Annotated in this window: 22 protein-coding genes and 1 pseudogene; 7 read left to right on the forward strand and 16 right to left on the reverse strand. The window is 71.0% G+C overall.

What is annotated here, in order from left to right; all coding sequences use genetic code 11:
* From ET526_RS21945 to ET526_RS08910, 9 genes and pseudogenes are all read right to left on the reverse strand, one after another.
* A pseudogene (locus ET526_RS21945) lies at positions 1 to 1,641 on the reverse strand (alpha-amylase family glycosyl hydrolase).
* Positions 1,638 to 2,705, reverse strand: a complete 1,068-nt coding sequence (locus tag ET526_RS08875; protein WP_135467337.1) for a UDP-glucuronic acid decarboxylase family protein — start codon at positions 2,703 to 2,705, stop codon at positions 1,638 to 1,640. Before ET526_RS08875 ends, ET526_RS21945 begins: the two are co-directional and overlap by 4 nt.
* On the reverse strand, positions 2,702 to 3,808 hold the full coding sequence (locus ET526_RS22350; RefSeq protein WP_204623569.1) for a CgeB family protein: 1,107 nt from the start codon (positions 3,806 to 3,808) through the stop codon (positions 2,702 to 2,704). The genes ET526_RS08875 and ET526_RS22350 overlap by 4 nt, the downstream gene beginning before the upstream one ends.
* Positions 3,809 to 3,819: 11 nt before the next feature.
* A complete protein-coding gene (locus ET526_RS08885) occupies positions 3,820 to 4,914 on the reverse strand; it encodes a CgeB family protein (RefSeq protein WP_135467339.1) in 1,095 nt (364 codons plus the stop codon).
* Positions 4,911 to 6,026, reverse strand: a complete 1,116-nt coding sequence (locus tag ET526_RS08890; RefSeq protein WP_135467340.1) for a CgeB family protein — start codon at positions 6,024 to 6,026, stop codon at positions 4,911 to 4,913. Before ET526_RS08890 ends, ET526_RS08885 begins: the two co-directional genes overlap by 4 nt.
* Complete coding sequence (locus tag ET526_RS08895; protein WP_204623570.1) at positions 6,023 to 7,156, reverse strand: glycosyltransferase family 4 protein; 1,134 nt, start codon at positions 7,154 to 7,156, stop codon at positions 6,023 to 6,025. The genes ET526_RS08890 and ET526_RS08895 overlap by 4 nt, the downstream gene beginning before the upstream one ends.
* Positions 7,144 to 8,433, reverse strand: coding sequence for a TIGR04295 family B12-binding domain-containing radical SAM protein (locus ET526_RS08900; RefSeq protein WP_135467341.1), 1,290 nt, complete (start codon positions 8,431 to 8,433; stop codon positions 7,144 to 7,146). Before ET526_RS08900 ends, ET526_RS08895 begins: the two co-directional genes overlap by 13 nt.
* Complete coding sequence (locus ET526_RS08905) at positions 8,430 to 9,494, reverse strand: SDR family NAD(P)-dependent oxidoreductase (protein WP_135467342.1); 1,065 nt, start codon at positions 9,492 to 9,494, stop codon at positions 8,430 to 8,432. The genes ET526_RS08900 and ET526_RS08905 overlap by 4 nt, the downstream gene beginning before the upstream one ends.
* Positions 9,491 to 10,606, reverse strand: a complete 1,116-nt coding sequence (locus ET526_RS08910) for an NAD-dependent epimerase/dehydratase family protein (RefSeq protein ID WP_135467343.1) — start codon at positions 10,604 to 10,606, stop codon at positions 9,491 to 9,493. Before ET526_RS08910 ends, ET526_RS08905 begins: the two co-directional genes overlap by 4 nt.
* 368 nt (positions 10,607 to 10,974) lie before the next feature.
* Between ET526_RS08910 and ET526_RS08915 the strand changes: the two genes are divergently transcribed.
* Genes ET526_RS08915 through ET526_RS08930 form a run of 4 tightly spaced genes read left to right on the forward strand, consistent with a single transcriptional unit; the run spans position 10,975 to position 14,316 of the window.
* Positions 10,975 to 12,054: an inositol-3-phosphate synthase gene (locus tag ET526_RS08915; protein ID WP_135467344.1), complete on the forward strand. Its 1,080-nt coding sequence runs from the start codon at positions 10,975 to 10,977 to the stop codon at positions 12,052 to 12,054.
* Between the two features lie 11 nt (positions 12,055 to 12,065).
* On the forward strand, positions 12,066 to 12,665 hold the full coding sequence (locus ET526_RS08920; RefSeq protein ID WP_135467345.1) for a histidine phosphatase family protein: 600 nt from the start codon (positions 12,066 to 12,068) through the stop codon (positions 12,663 to 12,665).
* Complete coding sequence (locus ET526_RS08925; protein WP_135467346.1) at positions 12,662 to 13,435, forward strand: TIGR04290 family methyltransferase; 774 nt, start codon at positions 12,662 to 12,664, stop codon at positions 13,433 to 13,435. The genes ET526_RS08920 and ET526_RS08925 overlap by 4 nt, the downstream gene beginning before the upstream one ends.
* A complete protein-coding gene (locus tag ET526_RS08930) occupies positions 13,432 to 14,316 on the forward strand; it encodes a glycoside hydrolase 5 family protein (RefSeq protein ID WP_135467347.1) in 885 nt (294 codons plus the stop codon). The genes ET526_RS08925 and ET526_RS08930 overlap by 4 nt, the downstream gene beginning before the upstream one ends.
* Before the next feature lie 353 nt (positions 14,317 to 14,669).
* On the opposite strand, the gene ET526_RS08935 is transcribed toward ET526_RS08930, so the two are convergent.
* Together ET526_RS08935 and ET526_RS08940 are read right to left on the reverse strand one after the other, a co-directional pair.
* The gene (locus ET526_RS08935; RefSeq protein ID WP_135467348.1) at positions 14,670 to 15,581 is read right to left on the reverse strand and encodes a manganese catalase family protein; all 912 of its coding nucleotides are present in this window, start codon (positions 15,579 to 15,581) and stop codon (positions 14,670 to 14,672) included.
* 276 nt (positions 15,582 to 15,857) lie between these two features.
* The gene (locus ET526_RS08940; protein WP_135467349.1) at positions 15,858 to 16,622 is read right to left on the reverse strand and encodes a PRC-barrel domain-containing protein; all 765 of its coding nucleotides are present in this window, start codon (positions 16,620 to 16,622) and stop codon (positions 15,858 to 15,860) included.
* Positions 16,623 to 16,847: 225 nt separating this feature from the next.
* Here ET526_RS08940 and ET526_RS08945 point away from each other — a divergent pair, with 225 nt between their 5' ends.
* On the forward strand, positions 16,848 to 18,014 hold the full coding sequence (locus tag ET526_RS08945) for a hypothetical protein (protein ID WP_135467350.1): 1,167 nt from the start codon (positions 16,848 to 16,850) through the stop codon (positions 18,012 to 18,014).
* A 106-nt stretch (positions 18,015 to 18,120) separates the two neighbouring features.
* On the opposite strand, the gene spt is transcribed toward ET526_RS08945, so the two are convergent.
* Genes spt through ET526_RS08965 form a run of 4 tightly spaced genes read right to left on the reverse strand, consistent with a single transcriptional unit; the run spans position 18,121 to position 22,502 of the window.
* A complete protein-coding gene (spt, locus tag ET526_RS08950; protein ID WP_135467351.1) occupies positions 18,121 to 19,332 on the reverse strand; it encodes a serine palmitoyltransferase in 1,212 nt (403 codons plus the stop codon).
* Positions 19,325 to 19,591, reverse strand: a complete 267-nt coding sequence (locus ET526_RS08955) for an acyl carrier protein (RefSeq protein WP_135467352.1) — start codon at positions 19,589 to 19,591, stop codon at positions 19,325 to 19,327. The genes spt and ET526_RS08955 overlap by 8 nt, the downstream gene beginning before the upstream one ends.
* 47 nt (positions 19,592 to 19,638) lie before the next feature.
* Positions 19,639 to 21,426 (reverse strand): fatty acyl-AMP ligase, encoded by a 1,788-nt coding sequence (locus tag ET526_RS08960; RefSeq protein ID WP_240048326.1) that lies wholly within the window; start codon positions 21,424 to 21,426, stop codon positions 19,639 to 19,641.
* The gene (locus ET526_RS08965) at positions 21,423 to 22,502 is read right to left on the reverse strand and encodes a glycosyltransferase family 4 protein (RefSeq protein WP_135467353.1); all 1,080 of its coding nucleotides are present in this window, start codon (positions 22,500 to 22,502) and stop codon (positions 21,423 to 21,425) included. Before ET526_RS08965 ends, ET526_RS08960 begins: the two co-directional genes overlap by 4 nt.
* A 15-nt stretch (positions 22,503 to 22,517) precedes the next feature.
* Between ET526_RS08965 and ET526_RS08970 the strand changes: the two genes are divergently transcribed.
* Entirely contained in the window at positions 22,518 to 23,420 is a 903-nt protein-coding gene (locus ET526_RS08970; protein WP_240048327.1) for an SDR family NAD(P)-dependent oxidoreductase, read from the forward strand.
* An 84-nt stretch (positions 23,421 to 23,504) separates the two neighbouring features.
* On the opposite strand, the gene ET526_RS08975 is transcribed toward ET526_RS08970, so the two are convergent.
* On the reverse strand, positions 23,505 to 24,302 hold the full coding sequence (locus ET526_RS08975) for a DUF2189 domain-containing protein (RefSeq protein ID WP_135467354.1): 798 nt from the start codon (positions 24,300 to 24,302) through the stop codon (positions 23,505 to 23,507).
* Positions 24,303 to 24,590: 288 nt separating this feature from the next.
* On the opposite strand from ET526_RS08975, the gene ET526_RS08980 reads away from it, so the two are divergent.
* Complete coding sequence (locus ET526_RS08980; RefSeq protein ID WP_135467355.1) at positions 24,591 to 25,739, forward strand: TAXI family TRAP transporter solute-binding subunit; 1,149 nt, start codon at positions 24,591 to 24,593, stop codon at positions 25,737 to 25,739.
* The last annotated feature ends 16 nt before the right edge of the window (positions 25,740 to 25,755 follow it).

Genomic DNA, 25,755 nt, shown 5'->3' on the forward strand with positions numbered 1-25,755 from the left:
TTACGGGCGGGTGGGTTCAAGGATCAGCCCCTCGGCCGGACGCAGCGGCACCTCCGGCCCCTCCACCGTGCCTTCACGGTCGAGCGCGGTGGAGAGCAGCAGCCGTGCCCGACCGGCATCCGGTGGCAGGCGCAGCGCGCGTGGCGCGTGGCCGAGATTCAGCGCCACCAGCAGCCTCTCCCCATCCCGGCCGCGCCGCTCATAGGCGAGCACCTCCTCCGCTGCCCGCAGCGGGAGGTAGCCGCCGGTGCGCAGCGCCGTCCGCTGCCGGCGGAGAGCGATCAGCCGGCGATGCAGCGCCAGCATGGAGCGCGGATCGGCTTCCTGCGCCGCCACGTTGCGCACCGGCCAATCGGGATTCAAGGGCAGCCATGGCTCGCCGGTGGTGAAGCCGGCGTTGCACGAACCGTCCCAGGGCATCGGCGTGCGCACGGGATCGCGGTTGAGGCCGAGGCCCGGCTCGTTCCTCTCCCACGGATCCTGCACGCGCCCGGGCGGTATCGGCACGTCCTCGAGGCCGATCTCGTCGCCATAATAGAGCGTCGGCGTGCCGCGCAGCGTCAGCAGCAGCATCGCCGCGACGCGCGCCTGCGCCGCTCCGACCCGGCTGGCGACGCGCCGCCGGTCGTGGTTGCCCAGTACTCAGTTGGGCCAGCCGCCCGCTGGCAGATGCGCCTCATACTCGTGGATGATGCGGCCGATCTCCTCCGCCCGCCAGGTGGCGGACAGGAGCTGGAAGTTGAAGGGCAGGTGCGCGCCCCGCATGTCCTGCCCGTAATAGGCGACCAGCCGCTCGACCGGCAGGTAGATCTCTCCGATCAGGAGGCGCTCCGGATACTCGTCCAGCACCGCGCGCATCTCCGCCACCACCTCGTGCACCTCCGGGCGGTCTGCGGAGTAGAGCTGCAGGCAGCGGCGGATCCCTGGCTGATCGGGGGTCCAGTCTGGGTTCGGAGGGTTGTTCCGGAACCGGTCGTCCTTGATCAGGTGCCACAGCACGTCCACGCGGAACCCATCCACGCCGCGGTCCAGCCAGAAGCGCAGCACCTCATACATGGCGCGCCGCACCTCTCCGTTGCGCCAGTTGAGGTCCGGCTGCTCCCGGAGGAAGGCGTGGTAGTAGTACTGGCCGGTCGCGGCGTCACACTCCCAGGCGCTGCCGCCAAAATTCGAAAGCCAATTGTTGGGCGGTCCTCCATCCGGCGCCGGGTCGCGCCAGATGTACCAGTCCCGCTTCGGACTGCTGCGCGAGGCACGGCTCTCGACGAACCAGGGATGCCGGTCGGAGGTGTGGTTGGGCACGAAGTCGAGGATGACGCGCAGGCCGCGCGCATGCGCTTCTGCGATCAGCCGGTCGAAGTCGGCGAGCGTTCCGAAGATCGGATCCACGCCGCGGTAGTCGGCGACATCGTAGCCGAAATCCGCCATCGGGGAGGGATAGAAGGGCGAGATCCAGACCGCGTCCACGCCGAGGGCGGCAAGATGACCGAGCCTCCGGCGGATTCCCTCCAGGTCGCCAATGCCGTCGCCGTTGCTATCCTGGAAGGAGCGCGGGTAGATCTGGTAGATGACGCCCTGCTGCCACCATCGTGCATCGCCTGTCATAGCGCGCTTTCCATCGAGCGGAGCCCGGCAGCTCATCCTGAGCCGCCGCGCGCCGGCAGCTTCTCCGGCGGATGCATCATCTGCACCGCCGCAGGCACCCGGTCGTCCGATGCCGGCAGCCGTATCGATGCCACCACACGAAGTGTCTCCTGGGCAAACCATGCGATGGTGGCGCGCAACCCGGCCTCCAGCGGCACGCGGGGCGACCAGCCGAGCAGATCGGCGGCGCGCGAGATGTCCGGCCGGCGACGGCGCGGATCATCCTGTGGCAGTGGCCGGCGCACGATGGCGGAATGCGAACCGGTCAGCGCCACCACGCGCTGCACCAGCTCGAGCACCGTGAGTTCCGCCGGATTGCCAAGGTTGATCGCGCCCGGCGGGCGCCTATCCAGGACCGCGAGGCGAAGCAGCCCCTCTATCAGGTCGTCCACGTAGCAGAAGGAACGCGTCTGGCTGCCATCGCCATGCAGCGTGATGTCCGCTCCGATCAGCGCCTGGGTGATGGCATTCGAGACGATGCGCCCGTCATCGGCGCGCATGCGCGGCCCGTAGGTGTTGAAGATGCGCGCGACGCGCGCCTCCACCCGCCCCGCGCGCAGGTAATCGAAGCAGAGGGTTTCCGCCGCGCGCTTCCCCTCATCGTAGCAGGCGCGCGGGCCGGTGGGGTTGACGTTGCCCCAGTAGCTCTCGGTCTGCGGATGCACCTCGGGGTCGCCATAGACTTCGCTGGTGGAGGCCTGCAGGAAGAGCGCGCCGCTCTCCTCCGCCAGCCGCAGCAGGTTGCGTGTGCCGATCACGCAGGTCAGGAGGGTATGCTCGGGGTCGGACTGGTAATGCGGCGGCGAGGCCGCGCAGGCCAGGTTGAACACCATGTCCGGGCGGCCCGCCAGGCGTGGCGGAAGGTGCTCGACGATGTCGGCCTCCACCAGGTCGAACCTCGGCTCCCGCTCCAGGTGGCGGAGATTCTGCATCCGCCCCGTGCGGAAGCTGTCCACGCAGATCACCCGCGCGCCCTCCGCGAGCAGCGCGTCGCAGAGATGCGAGCCGAGGAAGCCCGCGCCGCCAGCGACCAGGACAATCCTGCCCCTGCATCGCCTCATGAACCCACTCCTCCTGCGACCCGCGCCTGGCACCCGGCGGCACGGCTTCGCTTGGCCGCCAGCAGGTGATGTTCCAGCGCCTCGGCCCTGTGCTCCGCCGTGTGCTCGGCGAGGATGCGCCGCCGCGCCGCATCGCCGAGCGCGCGACGGTGCTCCTCGGGCATGTGCAGCAGCGCCCCCAGCACGTCCTCGACGCTGCGCACGAGGATGATCTCCCGCTCCGGGGCCAGGATGCTGCCGATCCCCTCCCAGATGTCCGAGATGATCGGCGTGGCGCAGGCGGCGGCCTCGAACAGGCGCACGCTCGGGCTCCAGCCCATGCGCGCCATGTCTGCGCGGGTGACGTTCAGGGTGAAGCGACAGGCGGCATAGAAGGCAGGGTGCTCCGCCGGTGGCACGTGCTCGATCCGCTCCACATTGGGCGGCCATGCGATGCCGGACGGATATCGCGGCCCAGCCACGGCGAAGCGAAGTTGCGGCGCGCGGCGCGCGGGTTCGATCAGCAGCCGCTCCAGCGCCGGCTGGCGATCCTCGCTCCAGGTGCCCAGATAGCCGAGGTCCCAGCGAGGCGTCAGGCCGAGCGGACGATAGGTCTCCGCATCAACGGAGCAGTAGAGCGCACACGCCGCCGGAGCGCCGTACTCGCGAACCAGGCGCCTCAGCACCGGTCCGCCGGTGAAGGAGAGGTACAGGTCGTAGCCGGGGATCAGATCGGGAGAGAGGTACTCGAAATCACCGCGCTCCAGCTTCGCGAGCGTCACCGGGGTATCTATGTCGTAGAAGGCGGTGACGCCCCGCGCCTCCGCCTGCACCATCCGTCCCACCGCCACCCCCTCGGGCACGTAGGAGCCCACGATCACCGCATCCGCCTCCGCGATCGCTCCCCGCCATTCCTTCAGACCGCCGAGATCCTCGTAAAACATCAGGCGGCAATACTCCGGTGCCGTCAGGTCCCGGTGCGCGGCGTACCAGGGCGTGTCGCGTTCCATGAACAGGATGTCGTGGCCACGCCGTGCGAGGGCGCGCAGCAGGGCGCGCCAGGTGGTCGCGTGACCATTGCCCCAGGAGGAGGAGAGGCTGAGCCCAAGCACGACGATGCGCATGCCGCCCGAGTTCATGCGGAGGCGCCTTCCCGCCTGCGGACCGCCTCGGCGCGGAGCAGCGCATCCACCTGTGCGCCACGCCGCGCGTAGGTATGCTCTGCGAGAATCCGTGCCCGCGCCGCCGCACCGATGGAACGCGCCCGATCCGGGGCGAGGTCGCGCAGCAGTTCCGCGACCTCCCTCCCATCGCGCGCCACCAGCACCTCCTTGCCCTCCGCCAGGAACAGATCGAGCCCCTCCCAGACGTCGGTGATCAGGCAGGCACCGGCGCCCGCGGCCTCGAACACGCGCGTTGCCGGCGAGAAGCCGATCGCGGCCATGCTGTCGCGGGCGATGTTCAGGATGGCGATCGGCGTGACATTGAAGGCGTTGTGATCGCGCGTGTACACGTGGCCGAGATGCCGCACGTTTGCCGGCATCGCCTTCGTCTCCCAGCCATTGCCGCCTATCAGGAAGCGTCGCTCCGGAAGCGCGGCAGCGGCACGCAGGAAGAATTCCTCCACCCGAGCCTCACGGTCCGGCAAGCGGTTGCCGAGGAAGGAGAGATCAGCCGCGAAGCGCGGATCAGGCGGCACCGGATGATGCGTCTCTGGGTCCAGCGCATTGTAGACCGGCACGCAGCGTCGTGCGCCAAGGCTCTCGTAGGCTTCCACCACCGGCGGTCCGCCACCATAGGTGAGCACGAGATCAAGCGAGGGCAGCGCACGGCGAAGCGGATGGTCAGGTGCGGCACGCAGTTCGGCGAGGGTCGCCGGCGCGTCCACGTCCCAGAAGATGCGGATCGCATCCGGACGGGCCGCCGCCATCACGCCCCGCAGCAGTGCGTCGTCGAAGACGCCGACACCGCTTGCCTTCACCACCACATCAGCCTGCGCCGCCTCGGCGGTCACGGCGCGGAGCCCGTCCTGGGTGGGCGGCCATACCTGCACTTCCGCCCAGCGGGGCGGCTCGATGTCGCGGTGCTGCTGGCGCCCGAAGGCATCGGGTTCGTAGAAGGTGATGCGGTAGCCGCGCCTCGCGAGGTCATGGAGCATGCCACGGTAGTATGTGGCGGCGCCGTTCCAGTAGGAGGAAAGCAGGCTCGATCCGTAGAAAGCGATCCTCATGCGGAAATCTCCGGAAGCGCCTCTGCCTTCCCAAGAAGCGCCAGAATGGCGAGAAGCTCCTCCGCCCGGTGATCGCAGCTGTGCCGGGCGGCGATGGTGGCGAGGCCATGCGCAACGAGGGCACGGCGCAACGCGCCATTGGCCTGTAATTCCCTAAGATGATGCGTCATTTCCGCTTGGTTGCGAGCCACCAGGAAATCCTCACCCGGGCGGAACAGGCCCTCCGTGTCCTCCCAAGGGGCACAGACCAGTGGAATGCCGCAGGCCAGCGCCTCGAAGACGCGGATGGTGGGGATGCCGGGCAGCGCCTGCGCATAGAAGCGGCGCGGCACATGCACGGTAGCGAGATGGCGCGCGAATACCTCTGGCACGCGCGCGTTGGGTAGCCAGCCGCGGTAGCGCGCACCATGCGCGCGCAGCGTCGCCAGCGCCGGCTCCGGGTAGCGCACGCCATGAACGTCGAGGGGCAGGGCAGCGGCCCTTGCCGGCCGCAGCAGGAATGCCTCCAGCTCGGCGCTGCGCTCCCCGTCGCCCCAATTGCCGATCCAGACCAAGCCTTCACGCCTGCTGTCCGGCGCCGGCGGGCGGAACAGCCGCGTGTCCGCGGCCTCGTGCCAGACGAAGACGCGTTGCCCCCATCCCTGGCGACGATACACCTCGGCCAGCGATCCTCCGAAGGCGAGGACACCGTCATAGCCGCTCAGGTCGAAGACGCGGATCGAGTCCGGGTCGCTTACCGCACGGTGATGCGTGTCGTGGAACAGCAGAATGAAGCGCCCGCCCTGGCGCCGCGCCCGCCCGAGGGCGGACACCAGCCATGGCTCGTTCCATTCGTGCACGATGACCGCGTCGGCACCTTCGATGGCGGCGCCGATCGCGTCCTCGCCCGCATAGGCGTGGGAGGACAGTTCGGGATAAGCCTCCCGCCAGGCACGCAGCCCGGTCTCGCCATGATCCCGCAGGAGATTGGCGAGGCTCCAGCCGCCCTCCGGCTCCCAGGCCGCGACGGCATGGCCGCGTGCGATCAGGGCGCGCAGCACGCCGCGCAGGAAATGCGCATTGCCGTGATTCCAGCAAGAGGCCAGGGAGTGGGTGAAGTAGACGATCCTCACGCCGCGCTCTTCCTTCCGCTGCCGCGTTCCGCGGCGGCCTGCAGCACCTGACGGTGGATCGCCAGAATGCCTTCCGCCATCGTCTCGGCGTCGTAGCGGGCGGCACGTTCCCGCGCTGCCCCGCACAGCCGCGCACGCAGGGCGCGGTCGCGCAGCGCCTCGGCGAGCGCGGCGGCAAGCGCCGCGTCGTCCCCGGGCGGAACGAACAGTGCCGCCCCATCCCACAGCTCCCGGAAGCTTGGAATGTCCGAAAGCACCAGGGCGCAGCCTGCCTGCGCCGCCTCGAGCACCGCGAGGCCGAAGGGCTCGTAACGGGCAGCGGAGACGAAGATGGGGCCGCGTGCCAGCCAACGCCGCACCTCCGCCTCGCCGAGCCGGCCCAGGGGCCGGACATGCCGGAGCGCCACGCGCGCCCCGTTCGGCCCCTCGACAGATCCGGCGGCGAGGACAGGAAAGGCCAGACGCGCCGCCGCACGATCCAGGCCCATCAGGTTCTTGCCTTCATCCCACAGCCGCCCTGCGGTGAACACGAAGCTCGCCTGACGACTCGTGGCGGTCCGCGGGGGCTGGCGGCCATTGCGCACGACATGCGGCGCCTGTGGCAGGCCATAGGCTTCGGCGGTGGCGGCTGCGAAGGCGGCGGTGGGGGCGATCAGCGCATCCACGGCGGCACAGCCGCGCGCGGTCAGCGCGATACGCCATCGGAATTCCGCCGGCGGCGGCCCGCCGCGAACGGCCTTCCACCAGGTCGCCAAGCAGGAATGGCACACGCCGATCACGGGCACGCCGAACCGTTCCGCCGCTGCCAGAGCCGGGCTGCAGAGATGGACGATGTCGGCCCGCGATCCTGCGGCCATCTCGGCCAGCGCGTTGCCAGTGGTCTCCAGCGCCTCGGGTGTTTCCGCCGTCCATTCGAGCGGCAGGCCGGTCTCGATCATGCGCAGCTTTGGCACCGCGGCCGCCGCCTCCCGCTGATCCTCTGCGGGAGGCGGGCCAAGCACGGCAAGGACCGCATCGCCGCCGCGCTCCGCGATCCCACGCGCGAGATCAAGCGTGTAGGACCAGACGCCGCCGACCGCGTCGGCCACGAGCAGAACCCGCGAGGCAGGAGCCGCCATCATGCCGCGCATGACGTCTCCAGCGTGGCCAGGGGCAGCGGCCGCTGCTCCTGTATGTCGCTGAAGGCGTCGAACTGGGCGAGGTAGTGCGCATGCGCGCGCTCCCACGCCATGTCGTCGGGCGCTCCCCACAGGCGGTGGTAGTCGGGAGAGCTGGGATAGGGGTAAAGGGGAACGGGATCATTGGCCCAGACGCCGCCCCGCCGCAGCCGTTCCCGCCAGGCGGCGATCAGCGCCGGATCGTCGGTTCCCGTGCGGATGAGGTTCGCTTGCACGAAGGGCACGGAGCGCCGGGCATAGAGCAGCCGCTCCGCCAGATCGTCCGTGCTCATGCGGCAATTCTTGTCGAGCGCTGCCCGCCCCTCCTCGGTCAGGCTCTCCACACCCGCCTCGATCGAGACGCAGCCGGCCCGCCCGAGCAGGTCGAGCATTTCAGGCTTCCACAGGTCTATGCGTGTCTGGATGCCGAAGGAGAGGCCGCGCTCCGCCAATGCTTCCAGCAGGGGGCGCTGCGGCAGGAAGATTTCGTCTATGAAGTAGAGATAGCCGACCCCCTGCGCGCGGAGAGCGTCGATCTCTTCCAGCAGCGGTGGCAGGGCACGCCGGCGGTACCTGTCGCGGAAATCGATCTTGGCGCAGAAGGTGCAGCTATAGGGGCAGCCGCGCGACGCCTCCACCTCCGCGCCCGGCGCGTCCGGCTGCGCGTCGAAGCGATGATGGTGATGCCGGTGGCGCGCCACCCAGGCGTCCGGCCAGCGCAACGCCGGAAGGTCCACGAAGGCGCCGGCATGCGGAGCGCCGGTGACGCGAACCTCTTCGCCCTCTCTGTAGGCGATGGCGGGCACCCGGGAAAGGTCCCCAGCCCCGGCCATCAGGGCTATGATCTCCTCACACTCGCCGCGCACCACCACATCCGCGTCGAGCTTGCGCAGGACCACACCCGGCGTCGCCGAGCCGTGCGGACCGACCGCCACGGAACGTCCGCCGCGCCCTCCGAGCGCGATGAGGAACTCGCGCGGCACGCGCAGTTCCGGCGGTGCGCAGCGCCAGAACAGGTAGCTCGGCGCGGTGGTGACCACGGTCATGTCCGGCGCGAACTCGGCCACCATCTCCGCGGCCGCGTCCATTGCGATGCCGCAGAGATGCGCGTCGAGCATCAGCACATGATGGCCGGCTGCCTCGAGAAGGGCGCGGGCATAGCCGAGCTCAAGCGGCAGATGAGACTCGCGGCAGCCGAAATAGATGCTGCCGTCGAAGCTCCAGGGCGGGTTGACCAGAGCGACCTTCACGGCAGGGCCTCGGTAAGGGAGCGGTGATCGCGCTCCTCCTGCAGCCATCTGGCAAGGATCGCGATACCGCTTCTCCAGGAGGTGGGTGTGGCGAGCCCAAGCGCCTGATGCGCGCGGCGGGTATCCGAGACGTACCAGCGCTGGTCTCCGGCACGCCACGGCGCATGGCGAACCTCTGGCCTTCGCCCCGCGAGTTCGCCGATCAGCCCGATCACCTGGCGCAGGCTCACAGCGTTAGACGGCCCGCCGCCGAGGTTGAAGGCGCGACCGGAAACGGCCCCGATGCACCGCCAGGCAGCCAGATAGGCATCCACCACATCGTCCACCAGCATGACATCGCGCACCTGGCAGCCATCGCCGAATACGGTGATAGGCTCGCCGCGCAGGGCGCGGATCAGGAAATGCGCCACCCAGCCCTGATCCTCGGTTCCCATTTGCCGCGGGCCGTAGATGCAGCTCATCCGGAACACGACGCCGGGAATGTCGAAGCTGCGTGTCCAGTCCAGCACGTACTGGTCCGCCGCGCCCTTGGAACAGCCATAGGGCGTGTGGAAGTCGAGCGGCCGCTCCTCAGGCACGCCGAAGGCGCGCAGCATCCCATCCTGGGGCGCATAGGCATCCCCTTGCAGAACCAGCGCCATGTCCCCCAGGCTGCCGTAGACCTTGTTGGTGCTGGCAAAGATCACCGGCACCGCTCCGCCTCTCCTGCGCAGCGCCTCGAGGAGCAGCACCGTCCCCTTCAGGTTCACCTGGAAGTCCGCATACGGGTCGAGCAAGCTGGTCGTGACCGCCACCTGGGCGGCGAGATGGAAGACCGCTTGCGCATCAGCCGCCGCTTCCGCCAGCGCGGCCTCGTCGCGCACATCGGCGATCATGGCGGAGATGCGGCGAGGGTGGCGCTGCCGCAGCCATTCCAGGTTGGCCTCCACACCCGTCCGCGCCAGAGCGTCGTAGACGAGCACGTCATGACCTTCCGTCGCCAGGCGATCGGCGAGGTTGGCGCCGATGAAGCCGGCGCCACCGGTCACCAGAACCGGCCGCCGGTCCAGGATCGCCGTCACGCCACCAACCCTCTCGCCTCAAGCTCCCGCCGCGCCTGCTGCACACGGTCCTCCGCCTGCTGGCGCCTCACCCATTCCGCGAGTTCCGCGAGGCCCTCCGCAAAGACGCGACGCGGCGCGTAGCCCAGAACCTGCTGCGCCAGGGAGATGTCGGCGATGCAGTGGCGGATGTCGCCGGCGCGGGCGCGGCCCGTGATCTCGGGCCGGATGTCCGCGCAGTCCATGGCTGCCGCGAGCAGCGCGGCGACGTCGCGCACCGTGCGGTCCTCGCCGCTGCCGATGTTGAAGACGCCGCCCGCGGCGCGTGGTCGTTCGAGGGCAAGGGCGAAGGCCTCCGCGACATCCTCGACATGCACGAAATCCCGGCGCTGCAGGCCATCCTCGAAGATCATCGGCGGCTGCCGGTTGTGCAGGCGGGCGGCGAAGATCGCCAGCACGCCGGTGTAGGGGTTCGACAGCGCCTGGCCGGGGCCGTAGACGTTCCAGAGGCGCAGCGCGACACCCTCCATCCCATAGGCGGGGGCGAGGGTCAGCGTCAGCCGCTCCTGCACGTATTTGGTGATGGCGTACACTGACGCGAGCGCCGGCCGCTTGTCCTCGGGTGTCGGCACCGGCCGCAGCGGCCTGCCCTTCGCATCCAGCGGGTCCCAGGACATGTCAGGACCCGTGCGCGGCTTGCGTACAGCATGGTCCACCACGAGACCTTCGGGGTCGAGATAGCGCCCTTCGCCGTAGATGCTCATGGAGGATGCGACGACAACCCGCCGCACCGGATGCTTGATCAGCGCCTCGAACAGCACCGCCGTACCGCGGTCGTTCGCGTCCACATAGCGGTCCACGGCATACATGCTCTGCCCGACGCCGACCTCGGCAGCGAGGTGCACCACCACATCGGTGCCGGCCACCGCACGACGCACCGCATCGGGATCCCGCACGTCCCCAAGCAGGAACTCCGCCTCGGGGTCGAGACCTGGCGCCGTCCCATTCTCCCCATGCACCTGCTCGATCAGGCTGTCGAGCACCCGCACATGATGCCCACGGCGCAGCAGGGCACGCGTGAGATGCTGCCCGATGAAGCCCGCGCCTCCGGTGATCAGGATCCTGTCTGACACCCTTGCCTCCGAATGTCCCCACCCGGACGGGCGGGACCTGCCCACAGCCGGCCTGCGGCAATCCGACAACGTGTCGCCAGCGGCGGCAACAGCGGGTCTGCTCCAGCCGTAACACCAGTTGGCGGCAAAGCGCGCAGGAGGCGCGTATCACCCTTGCGTGCGCTTGATCAAAGCGCCCAGAATGTCGGGAAGCGCACATAAGTGCCTCGGTGAATGAGCTTCGGGGAGCCCGCCGCCAGCGTCACATTCCGTTGTCTCTGCGGCGACAGGCATCGGCCAGCGCGGCCATCGCGTGCTACTCGCATTGCTCACGGGCAGCATGGCCGGACGGCGCCTTGTGCGCCGCACACAAGGATGGAGGCGCCGCCTTGGGCTTGGGATCGCTGCGTGTCGGCCTGGTCGGCATCGGGAATTGCGCGTCCTCCTTCGTCCAGGGGCTGGTCCATTATCGTGCGGCCAAGGCCAACGAGCCGGTGCCCGGCCTGATGAATGCCGAGATCGGCGGCTACCACGTGTCCGACATTCTCCTGTCGTCCGCCTTCGACGTGCATGCCGGAAAAGTCGGACGCGATCTTTCCGAGGCGATCCTGGTTCCGCCCAATAACACCGTTTCCTTCGCGCCGGTCCCGCCGAGCGGCATCGTGGTGCGGCGCGGCCCGACCCTTGACGGGCTCGGGCGCTACATGGCCGGCGAGATCGAGGAGTCGAAGGAGCCGCCTGTGGATGTCGCTGGCGTGCTGCGCGAGACTCGCACCGAAATCCTTGTCTCCTATCTTCCGGTGGGTGCGCAGCGCGCGAGCGAGTGGTATGCCGAACAGGCCCTGGAGGCCGGTTGTGCCTTCGTGAACTGCATTCCGGTCTTCATCGCCTCCGACCGCACCTGGCGGCGGCGCTTCGAGGAGCGGGGCCTGCCCCTCATCGGCGACGACATCAAGAGCCAGGTGGGCGCCACGATCGTGCATCGCGCGCTGGCCACCCTGTTCCGGGAGCGCGGCGTGCGGCTGGACCGGACCTACCAGCTCAATTTCGGCGGCAACGCCGACTTCAAGAACATGCTGGAACGGGAGCGCCTGGAGAGCAAGAAGATCTCCAAGACCCGCGCCGTGACCAGCCAGCTCGGCATGGAGCCCGCGCCGGAAGACGTGCATGTCGGCCCCAGCGATTTCGTGCCCTGGCTGACCGACCGCAAATGGGCCTACATCCGCATGGAGGGCACCGGCTTCGGCGGCATGCCGCTCAATCTGGAGCTGAAGCTCGAAGTCTGGGACAGCCCGAACTCCGCCGGGGTGGTGGTGGATGCGGTACGCTGCGCCAAGCTGGCGCTGGACCGGCGCATCGGCGGCGCTCTGATCGGACCCTGCAGCTACTTCATGAAGTCGCCTCCCCAGCAATTCACGGATCAGGAGGCCCGGGAGCGCACGCTGCGCTTCATCGCCGGCGACGCCTAGGGCGGGGCGGCATGGCCACCGTGGTGTTCCTGGTGCGGCACGCCGCGCATGGGCTGGTGCGCAGCGTGCTGTGCGGCCGCATGGAAGGCGTGCATCTCAGCGAGGAAGGGCGGCTCCAGGCGGCGGCGCTGGCGCGGCGGCTGGCGCGGGAGTGCCCCGACGCGCTCTGCACCGGGCCGTTGCCGCGTGCCCGCGAGACGGCGGAGGCTATCGCCCGCGCCACCGGCCTTGTGCCCGTGGTGGAAGCGGCGCTGGACGAGATGGATTTCGGCACCTGGTCCGGGCAGAGCTTCGTCGCGCTGGAAGCGGATCCCGAATGGCGCCTCTGGAACGAGGCGCGTGCATCCTCCCGTCCGCCCGGCGGCGAGTCCATGGCCGAGGCGCAGCGGAGGATCCTGTCCTGGCTGGAGGCGCGGCGGAAGCGGCAGCCGGAAGGCAGGGTGGTCGCCGTCACCCATGCCGAGGTGATCAAGGCGGCGCTCGCGGGGGTGCTGGGCCTGTCGCTCGACGCCCATGCGCGCTTCGACATCGCCCCCGCGGGGCTGAGCGCCATCGCCCTGTGGGAAGGAGGCGGCAAGGTGCTCTGGATGAACGAGGTGGCCCCGACATGATACCGACGCGCAAGCCCCTTGACGTCGAGGAGATCCGCCGGCGCGTGGAGGCGCTTGGTCCCTGGTTCCACAATCTCGACCTCGGCGGCGTGCGCACCGCGCCCGGGCACTTCCTCTACGACTATCCCGAGCAGAAATGGCGCCGCTTCGCCCACGCCCTACCCGCCGACCTCTCCGGCCGCAGCGTGCTCGACATCGGCTGCAACGCCGGCTTCCACGCCATGGAGATGAAGCGGCGCGGCGCGGCCCGCGTGCTCGGCATCGACAGCGACGAGCGCTACCTGGCCCAGGCGCGCTTCGCGGCGGAGGTGAATGGCCTCGACATCGAATTCCGACCGCTCTCCGTCTACGACGTCGGCTCGCTCGGGGAGCGTTTCGACATCGTGCTGCTGATGGGCGTTCTCTACCATCTGCGCCACCCGCTGCTGGCGCTGGATCTGGTGCATGAGCACGTGGCGCGGGACCTCCTGGTGTTCCAGTGCATGCAGCGCGGCTCCCCGCGCTGCGAGGCGCTGGAGGAGGATTACGACTTCTACGAGACCTGGCCGTTCGAGCTGCCGGGCTTCCCGCGCCTGCACTTCATCGAACGGCGCTACGCCGGCGATCCCACGAACTGGTGGGTGCCGAACCGTGCCTGCTCCGCGGCCATGCTGCGCAGCGCCGGCTTCGAGATCCTCGATCATCCCGAGGAGGAGGTGTTCATCTGCCGGCGCGTCGCGGCCCCGTCCGGCGCCGGTGCCGTCTATCCGGCCAGGGGAAGCGCGGCATGATCGAAGCGGCGATGATCTGGAACGAACCCAACAACAAGTCGCACTGGGATCCCGAGATAGATCCCGACTGGTCCATGTTCGCCGAGATGGCGAAATGCGCCGCGGATGCCATCGCCGCCGAGCGTCCCGGCCTGCCGCGCGTGCTCGGCGGCATCTCTCCGATCGACCCCATGTTCATCCGCAACATGGCGGACCGCGGCGTGCTCGACCGGGTGGACGCGGTCGCGGTGCACGGTTTCCCGCTCGACTGGAATCTCTGGCAGATCCACGAATGGCCGGCCAAGATCGAGGAGATCCGCGCCGTCACCCCGCTTCCGGTCTGGGTATCGGAGGTCGGCGTCTCCTCCTTCGGCGCCGAGGAGGTGCAGGCCTGGGGGCTGCAGCGCACCGCCGAGCTGCTGAGCGGCCGCGCGCCGCGCATCCACTGGTACAGCCTCTACGACCTGCCGCGCGCCTGGGAGGCGACGACCCGGCACAAGGAGGCCGAGGGCTCCTCCTACTACCGTCACTTCTACATGGGCCTCCTGCGCGAGGACGGAACGCCGAAGCCGGCGCTCGAACTGTTCGGCCGTCACGCACCCGAATTCGGCCTCTGCCAGTGGTTTCACTTCGAGGACCACCGGCTGCACGATGCCGTCGCCTGGATGCGTCGGCTCGGCGTGCGGCATCTGCGCACCGGGCTGTCCTGGGCCGACAGCTTCCGCCCGAACGCGCTCGGCTGGTTCGACCGGCAGATGGAGGCGCTGGCCGAATTCCAGGTTACCGTCACCTTCTGCTTCACGCCCGAGCATCGCGGCCTGGCCCCGCACCATACCAGCCCGCCGATCGTGAAGGAGGAGTTCGCGGAGTTCTGCGCCGCCATGGTGCGGCGCTACGCCTGACTCAGGCCGGGGCTTCGCCAAGCTGTGCACGCCGCCCGGCAGGCGAAACGCAACCTTTCCAGGCCGCCTCCGTTTCGCGGTGGTCACATGGGGCAGAGAACGTCATGAACAGCATCATCTGGCTTGTCGGCGCGGTGGTGATCGTCCTCGTCATCCTGTCCGTGCTCGGCCTCCGCTGAACGGCGGACAGGGCGGCCACGGCGCGCCTTGATCGTTCTTCCGGCGATCACCCCCGGAAGCGAAATGTGGCCGCCCCTTGGGGCGGCCACATTCCTGTCGGGCCCAGAGTTCCGATCACCTGGCAAGGAGCGGAAGCGTGATCCCCTTCGGGGATCACGCCGCAGCGCCCGGGCTCAGCCGCTCGCCTTTTTGTAAAGCTTCTGCGCGATCTCCAGGATCTCCTGCGGGTGGTAGTCCGGCACGAAGGCCTCGGGCACGGCTGCGAGGTCGTATTGCGGGCCGCCTTCCGGCGGACCATCCCGCACCTCGAGCGGGCCGGAGCCATCAAGCGCCTGGCCCTGCCAGATCATCTTGATCTCGTCATAGTCGGTGGTGCTGAAGCGGTAGAGGCGGCGATGCCAGCCCTCCTCCAAGAAGGGGCGGCTTTCCGGGATCTGATCCGGCTGCAGGTTCGGGATCGGCAGCATCTTCTTCATGTCCACGCCGGTGAGCTGCTCGAGCGCCCGCGCATAGGCCTCGGCATGCACCCCGCCGCGCGTGAACAGATAGCCCAGCATCCGCCGCGCCGCGGGATTGTCGGTCATCTGGTAGACGCGGAGCTTCGCCGTGCGGGCACCGTTCTCCAGGAAGAAGTTGTGCAGCAGGTCGAGGATGAGGTTTCCGGAGTTGAAGATGTACTCGCCGCTCCAGGGCCGGCCGAGGCTGTCGGCACACATAATGCCGCCGAAGGGCCCCGGCGCCACATGCGTCTTGATCGAGCCGCCGGCGCCGATCATGTGCTTGAAGGAGGCGTCGCCCTTGGACATATCGCCCTTCGGCTCCGCGCCGTTCAGCAGCCCGTTCACCGCGGCCCCCACCAGCTCGATATGGCCGAGCTCCTCGGTGGCGATGTTGGCGATCAGCGCGTAGTAGGGGCGCAGCTTCCCACGCTCGCGGAAGTTGAAGCTCTGGTACATGTAGGTGTTGAGCGTGGTCATCTCGCCGAAGCGGCCGCCCATCAGCTCCTGTACCGCCGCGGCGGCGCTCGGATCAGGATCCTTGGGCATCGGCATCTCGACCTGCAGCCGGTCAACGCGCAGGAACATGCTGACTCTCCTCTCGCCTGATTGCGGCCTGCGCAGTCTGGCGTCGGAGACAGGCGGAATGCCAAGCAAACCGGCCACCCTCGATTGGAATTGATGATATTGCGCGAAACAATCGGAATACTCGATTGAGCGCATCGCCACGCATGAAGAGCGCCCGGAGAGCCCCCATGCAGCCTCTGCGGTCGTGAAAAAACGAGGGGGCGGCCCGGAAGCCGCCCCCCATCCAATCCCGCCGGAACCGGTTGCGGCCCGGTGGGTCGCCTTCCGCGGTCCGCGTCAGCGCGAAGGCGCCGCAGGCGGCTGCGTCGCCGCGCCACCCCCGGCCGCATCGCCGCGCGGGGCAACGCCGGTGCCGGCGGTGCCGGCCGGCGCCGTCGTGTCGCGGCGCGCCGCCGTGCCCGTATCGCCGCGCCGATCCTCGGCGTATTCGAAGCTCGGCCGCTCGCGCAGGCTGTCACGGGTCGCGCCCGGCAGGACCCAGCGCTCGCGCTCGGCATTCCACTGCAGCTGCTCGAAGGGCACCGCCACGCGCTTGGCACCGATCCCGAGGAAGCCGCCGACCGAGAGCACCGCCGTGGTGGGCTGCATCTGGGCGCGAGACAGCAGCAGGTCCTCCACCTCGCCGATGCGCTCGTTCTCCTCGTTGTAGACGTTGGCGCCAACCATCTTGCTGGCGCGCAGCCCGTCGCGCGCCGTCTCGGTGCCGGCGGTGCGCGGCGCGGTCGCCGCGGGGGCGGTCGTGGTCGCCGGCGCCGTCGTCGTCGGCGCAGCCGGCGTGGTCGCGGTCTGGCCCTGCGGGTTGGCGCCGCTCATGTTGGTGCCCAGGGCGCGGTCCGCGGCACGCTCCGCGGCGGTGCCGGGGGGGTTGCCGGGGGTGCCGTCGGGCACCGAGGGCCGGCCCTGCATCTGGTCCACCGCCCGCCCGGTCACGGTGCTCGGCGGGTTGCCCGGCGTGCCGTCGCGCTGCGCGAGGGCGGGAGCGGCGGCGAGCACGGCCGCCGCGGCGGCGGCCAGCAGAGAGGCGGAATGACGGGGTTTCATGCGGGTCGCTCCATGTCCTGGATCCCCTTCGGCAGGGGAACACCTGCGAGTAGCGCACCAGGGGTCGTTGGGTTGCCGGACCGCTACGGCGACGGTCCCCTCTCCGCCTACTCTTGATGACAACGCCCCCCAGCGGAGATGGTCGGGCGGCGCGCCGAAAGGGTGGCGAAAGGATGCGGCGCCGCACGGCGGGACTTCCGCCCGCGCGCAGGGTAAGGACCACGCATGGACGAAGCAGGCGGCCGCGCCGAAGCGCGGTCCATCCGCGTCACGCCCGTCACGGGCAGGCGCGACCTCGAAACCTTCCTGTCGCTTCCGAGGCGGCTCTACACGGATGATCCCCATTTCGTGATGCCGCTGCTGATGGAGCGCCGCCGGCATCTGAGCCCCCGGACCAACCCCTGGTTCGAGCACGCCGAGGCGCGGTTCTGGCTCGCTTGGCGCGATGGCCGCCCGGTTGGGCGGATCAGCGCGCAGGTGGACCGGCTCGTCGTCGAGCGCCATGGCGCCGGCCATTTCGGCCTGCTGGAGGCGGAGGACGATCCGGAGGTCTTCGCCGCCCTGCTCGGCACCGCCGAGGAGTTCCTGGCCGGGCATGGGCTGCGGCGCGTTCTCGGCCCCTTCAACCTCTCCATCAACCACGAATGCGGTCTTCTGGTGGAGGGTTTCGACAGCCCGCCGCGCTTCATGATGGGCCATGCCCGCCCCTGGTACGGGCCGCGGATCGAGCAGGCCGGCTACGCCAAGGCCAAGGACCTGCTGGCCTATCGCTGGCCCTTCGCGCCGGAACTGCCGCCGCGCGGGCACCGCCTGCTGCGCCGCTTCGACGGCGCCGGCCGCCTCCTGGTGCGCGACCTGCGCGGGCGCCGGCGGGACGAGGAGCTGCGCACCGTCCTCGACATCTTCAACGACGCCTGGGGCGGCAATTGGGGCTTCGTCCCCTTCACCGAGGCCGAGCTCGCACATCTCGTGCGCAGCCTCAGCCCGCTGATCCAGGATGACCTGGTGGCGATCGCCGAGGTGGACGGCGAACCGGCGGCGATGATGGTGGTGCTGCCCAACCTGAACGAGGCGATCGCCGATCTCGACGGCCGGCTCCTGCCCCTCGGCTGGCTGCGTCTGCTCTGGCGCCTGCGGCGCCAGCGCTTCGCCACGGCGCGGGTGCCGCTGATGGGGGTGCGCCGGCGCTATCACGGCACGCCGCTCGGCGCGCTGCTGATGGTGCGGGTGTTCGAAGCCATGGGCCGCGCCGGCTGGCGGCGCGGCCTGCGCGAGGCGGAGCTCTCCTGGGTGCTGGAGGACAACCGCGCGGTGCACAACGCCGCGCTCGCCGTGGGCGCGGAGGTCTACAAGACCTACCGCATCTACGGAAAGGCGCTTGGTCCGGCCTAGAGCCGTTTTCACTCGGCCATGACCGCGGAAACGGCTCCAGCCCATCGTTTGTAGAGCAGAGTCACGCTCCCGGCTGTTTCCAGCCGTCCGCGCTCTGCTCTAGCCGCTATGCCGCCCCGGCCAGATCCTCGCCGAGGCCGCGCGCCACCTCGGCGAAGGCGGTGCAGACCTGGTCGAGCTGCTCCTCGGTGTGCGCCGCGCTGACGCTGCAGCGGAGGAGGTGGACGCCGGCCGGCGTCGCGGGCGGCATCGCCAGGTTGACATACACCCCTGCCCGCAGCAGCGCGCCCCAGAAGGTGAGCAGCCGCTCCAGCCCCTCCACGCGCAGGGCAATCACCGGCCCGGGCGGGGCGATGGAGCGCAGCCCGAGCGCGGCGAGGCCGCGGTGCAGCCGCTCGATGTTGCGCCAGAGGCGGGCGCGGAGGTCGTCGCCCGCCTCGATCCGCTCCAGCGCCGCCTGCGCCGCCGCCACCACGGCGGGGGGGAGCGAGGCGGTGAACATGTAGGGCCGGCTGACCATGCGCAGCAGCTCGAGCCGCGGATCGTCGGAGACGCAGAAGCCGCCCACCGTGCCGACGCTCTTGCTGAAGGTGCCGACGATCAGGTCCACCTCGCGCCCGACGCCCGACTCCTCCGCCACCCCGCGGCCCTTGGGGCCGAACACGCCGAAGCTGTGCGCCTCGTCCACGATCAGCGCCGCGCCATGGCGGCGCTTCACCTCCACCAGCTCGCCGATCGGCGCGCGGTCGCCGAGCATGCTGTAGATGCCCTCCACAACCACCAGCACGTTGCCGCCGCCGCTGCGGTCGAGCCGGCCGAGCCGGCGGTCGAGGTCGGCCGGGTCGTTGTGGCGGAAGCGGATGACGGTGGCGCCGCTGAGGCGGCAGCCATCGTAGATGCAGGCGTGGCTGTCGGCGTCGATCAGCACCGTGTCCTTCGGCCCGGCCAGCGCCGAGAGCACGCCGAGATTGGCCTGGTAGCCGGTGGTGAAGAGCAGCGCCGCCCTGCGGTCGTAGAGCCGCGCCAGGGTGCGCTCGACGGCGCGGTGGCCGGCATAGGTGCCGTTCGCCACGCGCGAGCCGGTGGAGCCGGTCCCCTGGCGTTCCAGCGCCTCGCGCGCCGCGGCGATGCAGCCGGGATCGAAGCTGAGGCCGAGGTAGTTGTTGGTGCCGACCAGGATGGTCCGCCGTCCGTCGATCACCGCCTCGGTGGCCGAGGGCGTCTCCTCCATGCAGACGCCGAGCGGGTTGACGCCGAGCCGCTGCAGCAGCGCCCGCCCCTCCTCGAGCGCCGCGAAGCGGGCGAACAGGTCAGCCATGGACCGTGTCCCGCCGCAGCGCCGCCACCATCCGCGCGAAATCCCCGACCGTGCGCACCTCGGGCAGCGCGTTGAGCGGCACGGAGACGTCGAAGCGGTCCTCCGCCTCGGCCACCAGCTCCATCACTGTGACGCTGTCGAGCCCGAGGTCGTCCACGAAATCCGTCCCGGCGTCCAGGGCGACCTGGTGCCTGTTGTAGCGCTGCAGCAGCGCGCAGACCTCCGGCAGCAATTCCGACGCGGCGTCGCGATCGCTCATCTCCGGTCCCCTTCTGGTGTGCGTGTTCGCGGCGGCACCGCGCGCGGTCATGCCCCGGCGCGCGGCTGCCCGGCCTGCCCCTGGTAGAGACCGGCCAGGTAGTTGGCGCGCGCCCGCGTCCGGCTAAGCTTGCCGGAGGAGGTGCGCGGCAGGCTGCGCGGCGGCACGGGTACCACCTCGCACTCGACCCCGCAGGCGCGCAGCACCGCCTGGCGCGCCGCGGCGACGAGCGCCTGCCGCTCGGCGGGGTCCTGGCTGCGGCACTGCACCAGCAGCACCGGCCGCTCGCCCTCCGCCCCCTCCACCGCGAAGGCGGCGCAGTCCTGGGCGCGCAGCCCCGGCAGGCGCTCCACCGCCCATTCCAGGTCCTGCGGCCAGATGTTGCGGCCGTTGACGATGATGCTGTCCTTGGCGCGGCCGATCACCACCAGCTCCTCCCCCGCCCAGTAGCCGCGGTCGCCGGTGTCCAGCCACCCGTCGGGGCCGAGGACGCGGGCGGTCGCCGCGTCGTCGCCGAAATAGCCGGTCATGACGCTCGGGCCGCGCACCATGATCCGCCCGACCCGCCGCTCGCCCAGCACCCGGCCCGCCTCGTCCTGGATCGTCACCTCGCAGCCCTGGACCGGGCGGCCGCAGCGCACCAGGGCGCGTCCCCCTTCCACGACCGGCAGGGCGCGCCCCTCCTCGGCCAGGGCCTGGCGCTCCACCCGGTCGAGCGCCAGCCCCTCGCCCAGGGGGGCGATGCTGACGGCGAGCGTCGCCTCGGCCAGGCCGTAGCAGGGCAGCATGGCGCGCGGCCGGAAGCCCGCGGGCGCGAAGGTCTCGGTGAAGGCGGCGATGGCCTCAGGCCGGATCATCTCCCCCCCGATGCCCGCCACGCGCCAGTGCGAGAGGTCGAGCTCGGCCACCAGCTCTCGCGTGGCGCGGCGGCTGCACAGCTCGTAGCCGAAGCAGGGGGCGGAGGAGATGGTGGCGCGGTTGCGCGCGATGAGGCGCAGCCAAGTGGCGGGGCGACGGGCGAAATCCTCGCTCGCCATCAGGTCCACCGAGCGCTGGCAGGAAAGGCCGCCGAGCAGGATGCCGACCAGGCCCATGTCGTGGTGCAGCGGCAGCCAGCTCGCGATCCGGTCGTCCTCGCGCAGCCGGAGAGCGTGGGCGATGGCGTGGCAATTCGCCATCAGCGCCTGCTGTGTCACCGCGACGCCGGTGGGGAAGCGCGTGCTGCCGGAGGAATACTGCAGATAGCAGAGCTCCCCGGGCCCGAGCGGCGCGCCGGGCGGCGCGGCCGGCCGCTCCAGCAGCGCCGTCCAGCTCTCCCAGGGGATTTCCCCCTCCTCTCCGCCGCGCCACGCGCGGGCCAGGGATGCGGGGAGGATCACTCGCCGCGCCCCGCACTGGGCAAGCTGGCGCCGGATCTGGTCGAGATGTGCCGCGCGGTCGCTGAAGGCGCCGGGGCCCGGCAGGGGCACCGGCACCAGCCCGGCATACTGGCAGGCCATGAAGGCGGCGACGAAATCGGGCGAGGCGGCGGCGATCAGCCCGATGCGGTCGCCGCGGGCAAGGCCGAAACCAGCGAGGCGCGCGGCGCCGGCCAGCGCGCGGCGGCGCAGCTCCGCATAGGTCAGCACCGCCTCGAGACGCCCCGCCGCGCCGTAGAAATTCAGGCCGCTCGCTCCGCGCGCCGCGTAATCCAACGCCTCCGCCAGGCAGCCGAAGCCGGCGGGGCGGAGGGGCAGCGCCGACCAGGTCGGGGTGGAAGCGGCGATGGTGACCGGGGCGCCGCTTCCGCGTGGCAGGGGCAGGATGTCGGGCGAGGCGGTGTCCAGGGCTGTCACGATGTCGGCATCTCCGTCCGCAGGGGGTGCCCGGGCCAGGCTCCGGCCTCGCCGGCGCCGGGCAGCCCGGCCTTGCGGCCGGCGACCTGCTCCAGCAACCCCGACAGGCGCTCGGCGCAGTGCTCCCAGCGCCAGCCCAGGGCGAATTCGCGGCAGCGGGCCGGATCGATGGCCAGCGCCGCGCGCGCGGCGCGGCCGAGATCCTCGTCGAGCACGCCGACGCCGCTGTCGCCGATGATGTCCTTGGGGCCGGTCACCGGATAGGCCGCGACCGGCAGGCCCGAGGCCAGGGCCTCCAGCACCACCAGCCCGAATGTATCGGTGCGCGAGGGAAAGACGAAGACGTCCGCGGCCGCGTAGTGGCGCGCCAGCTCCTCGCCCCGCTTGAGCCCGACGAAGCGGACCTCCGGGTGGCGGCGGCGCAGCGCCGGCAGCAGCGGCCCGTCGCCGACGACAAGCTTGCTGCCAGGCAGGTCCAGCTCCAGGAAGTCCTCGATGCTCTTCTCCACGGCGATGCGACCGACATAGAGGAACACCGGCCGCGGAAGATCGAGCCAATCCTTCGCGCCGGGCCGGAACAATTGCGTGTCCACCCCGCGCGACCAGCGCACCACCCTGGCGAAGCCGCGCCGGTGCAACTCGTCGCAGAGCGAGGGGGTGGCGGCCAGCACGGCGCGGGAGGGGCGGTGGAACCAGCGCATCGCCCCCCAGGTCCAGGCGGCGGGGATGCGCAGGCGCAGCTCCACCGCCTCGGGGAATTTGGTGGTGAGGAAGCTCACGAAGGGCACGCCCTGGCGCAGGCACCAGGCCCGGCCGGCGAGGCCGAGCGGCCCCTCGGTTGCCAGTACCACCACCTCCGGCGCCAGGGCCGCCATGTGGCGCGCGAGACGGCGGCCGGGCAGCAGGGCGAGGCGGATACCGGGGTCGGTCGGGCAGGGCAGGGTGCGGAACATGTCAGGCTCGATCATGTTCACCCGGTGGCCGAGGCGCTGCAAACCCTGGCGCACCATGCCAAGCGTGCGGCTGACGCCATTCGCTGGCGGATCGCAGGCATCGGAGACGATGACGATGTGCATCGCGGATCTTCGGCAATGACAACCGGTGACGGAGAGGCCATGCGCGGCCACCGGCCGGGGCCGGCCGGCCCCCACCCCCGCCCGCAACGTGCCCTCCTCCCGAAGGTTGCTGGTGCGTCAGGGTCTCGCCCAGCCGGCGCGGATCCGCAATCCCTGCTGATCACCGGCGCCAGCAGCGGCATCGGCGCGGCGCTGGCCCGGGCCTATGCCGCGCCGGGGCGGGTGCTGTTCCTCACCGGCCGCGACCGCGCGCGGCTGGACGCGGTGGCGGAGGCCTGCCGCGCCTTGGGAGCGAGGGTGGAGACGGCGCTGCTCGACGTCACCGACGCCGCCGCCACCGCCGCCTTCCTGCGGGCGGCCGACGCGGCGTACCCTCTCGATCTCGTGATCGCCAATGCGGGCATCGCCGAAGGCGTGTCGGAGCCGGCGACCGATCTCGAGGCGGCGCGGCGGCTGATCGAGGTGAACCTGTTCGGCAGCCTGAACACCCTCGCCCCCGCCATCGCCGCCATGGCAGGGCGCGGGCGCGGCCAGGTGGTGCTGATGAGTTCCATCGCCGCCCTGCGCGGCCTGCCGGGATCGCACGGCTACAGCGCCAGCAAGGCGGCGCTGAAGGCCCTGGCCGAGGGGCTGCGGGCGCCGCTCGCCGCCCGCGGCGTGGCGGTGAACCTGGTGCTGCCCGGCTTCGTGCGCACGCCGATGAATGAGGGCCGCGGCTTCCCGACACCGCTGCGCATCGAGCCCGACCGGGCGGCGGCGATCATCCGCCGCGGGCTCGCCGCCAACCGGGCGGTGATCGCCTTCCCGCGCCTGACCTGGTGGGCGGCGCGTGCCCTGGCGCTGTGGCCGCGCCTGGCGGACGCGCTGGCGATGCGGGTGGCGCGCCACGGGGCGCCCCCTTCCCCGCCGGGATCCTGAGGACACACGGCCGCCGCCGGGACCGGCATCACAAGCACTTGAGGCGCGCCGGCGTCCGGTTCCGGGCGGCGCGCCCGCGCCGCGTCACTCCGCCACCACCGCGCGGTACAGGTGCCAGGTCGCGTGGCCGAGCACCGGCACCGCCACGGCGAGCCCCACGAAGAAGGGCAGGCTGCCGAGCGCCAGCAGCAGGGCGACCACCAGCCCCCACAGCGCCATCGGCCCCGGATTCGCCAGCACCGCCCGCACCGAGGTGCGCACCGCGGCGCCGGCGCCGAGTTCCGGCCGGTCGAGCAGCATCGGGAAGGAGACCACGGTCAGCATCAGCACCGCCACGGCGAAGAGGAAGCCGACGCCGTTGCCGATCAGGATGAGCTGCCAGCCTTCGGCCGTGTTGAACAGCCGCCACGCGAACTCGCCGATCGTGGCCGGCACGTAGCCGCCGAAGGTGGCGCGGTAGATCGCCTGCGCGGCCACGATCCAGGCGGCGAAGATCGCCACCAGCATCAGCCCGAGCGCGAGGATGGACGGCAGGGCCGGCGAGCGCAGCACGTCGAAGGCGTTGAGCCAGGAGGTGGGCAGCCCCCGCTCCCGCCGCCGGCTGAGCTCGTACACGCCGAGCGCGGCGACCGGCCCGACCAGGGCGAAGCCGGAGGCGAGCGGCCAGACCAGCGGCATCAGGTCCCGCCCCGCGGCGGCGGTCGCGGCGACGATGCCGACCAGCGGGTAGATCAGGGCCAGGAACACGAGCTGGGTCGGGTTGGCGCGGAAATCCTCCCAGCCCCGGGCGAGGGCGGCGCGGATCTCGGCGGTGCCGATGCGGCGCACCGCGGGCTCCGCCTGCGGCAGCAGGGCCCGGTCGGCAGTGGGCGCGTTGGCCATGGCTCATTCCCTCCGCGAATGCCGCGGAGCGCCCGGCGGTGCCGGCCGCGTCGGGGAATGACCGCCGCGCTGCACACAGCCGGCCGTCCACGCAGCACGCAGCTAGGCAGCCCGGCGGACCTTGCCAAGAGGATCCTGGAGGCGCAGGCAGGGCGGCGGGCCGGCTTGCCTCGCGGCATCCGGCCACGTTACGCCTGCGGCCGCCGCGAAGGCGGGCCGGCCGGCGGGTCCGGGACGCGCCCGGCACCCCGCACCACAGAGAGAACGACCCAGCAGGGAGAGAACAGCATGCTGACGCGGCGCCACACCTTCGCCCTCGCGGGCGCCCTCGCGGCGGGCCCGCTCGCCCGCCCGGCCATCGCCCAGCAGCGCAGCCTTCCCGGCCTGCCGGCCACCATGGTCTGGTCGGTCTACGACGTCGGCTCCACCGGCTATGTCGAGGCCTCGGCCATCGCCGACGCGCTCGGCCGCGCCTATGGCACGCGCGTCCGGCTGCAGCCCTCGGGCACCTCGATCGGCCGCGTGCTGCCGCTGCGCCAGGGGCGCGCGAGCCATGGCTGGCTCGCCAACGAGCTGTTCTTCGCCGTCGAGGGTCTCCACGAATACGCCGCGCCCGACTGGGGGCCGCAGGAGTTCCGCACCCTGTGCGGCCGGGTGAACGCCTTCTCCGTGGTGGCGACGCGGGAGAGCGGCATCACCCGCCCCGAGCATCTCCGGGGCAAGCGCTTCGCCTACGTGCCCGCCAACTCCTCGGTGAACGTGAAGGTGGAGCCGGTGCTGGCCTTCGCCGGCCTCACCTGGAACGACATGCAGCTCATCCAATTCCCCTCCTACGCCGCCAGCCTGCGCGCGCTGATCGAGGGGCGGGCGGACGCCGCCGGCGCCGCCCCCGCCGCCGCCGTGCTGCGCGAGCTGGAGGCGAGCCCGCGCGGCATCTCCTGGGTCCAGCTCGACCCGGCGAACGCCCAGGGCTGGCAGGCGGCGCAGCGCGCCGTGCCCTTCGTCGAGCCCTTCCAGGAGACGATCGGCGCCGGCCTCTCCGAGGCCAGCCCGGCCTGGGTCATGGGCTACCGCTACCCCATGATCACCGTGAAGGCGGAGGCGCCGGAGGAGGAGGTCTTCGCGCTGATGAAGGCGGTGCACGAGACCTTCGACCTCTACAAGGACGTCAACCCGATCATGGACCGCTGGGCGATGCAGCGCGCCGGCACGCCGCCCATGGACGCCGCCTTCCACCCGGCCGCGGTCCGCTACCTCCAGGAGGCGGGCCTGTGGAAGCCCGAATACCAGCAGTGGCAGGAGCGCACCCTGCGGCGGCACGAGGTGGTCCGGCGCGCCTGGCAGGAGTTCCTGCCCGGTGCGCGCACCCTCCAGCAGTCCGAATTCGAGCGCGCCTGGGGCGAGCGCCGCGAGGCGGCGCTGGCGACCCTCGGCTGATCCGCCCCGCCTGACC

Origin of the sequence: Crenalkalicoccus roseus (genome assembly GCF_004761865.1) — a bacterium.
GTDB classification, from domain to species: domain Bacteria; phylum Pseudomonadota; class Alphaproteobacteria; order Acetobacterales; family Acetobacteraceae; genus Crenalkalicoccus; species Crenalkalicoccus roseus.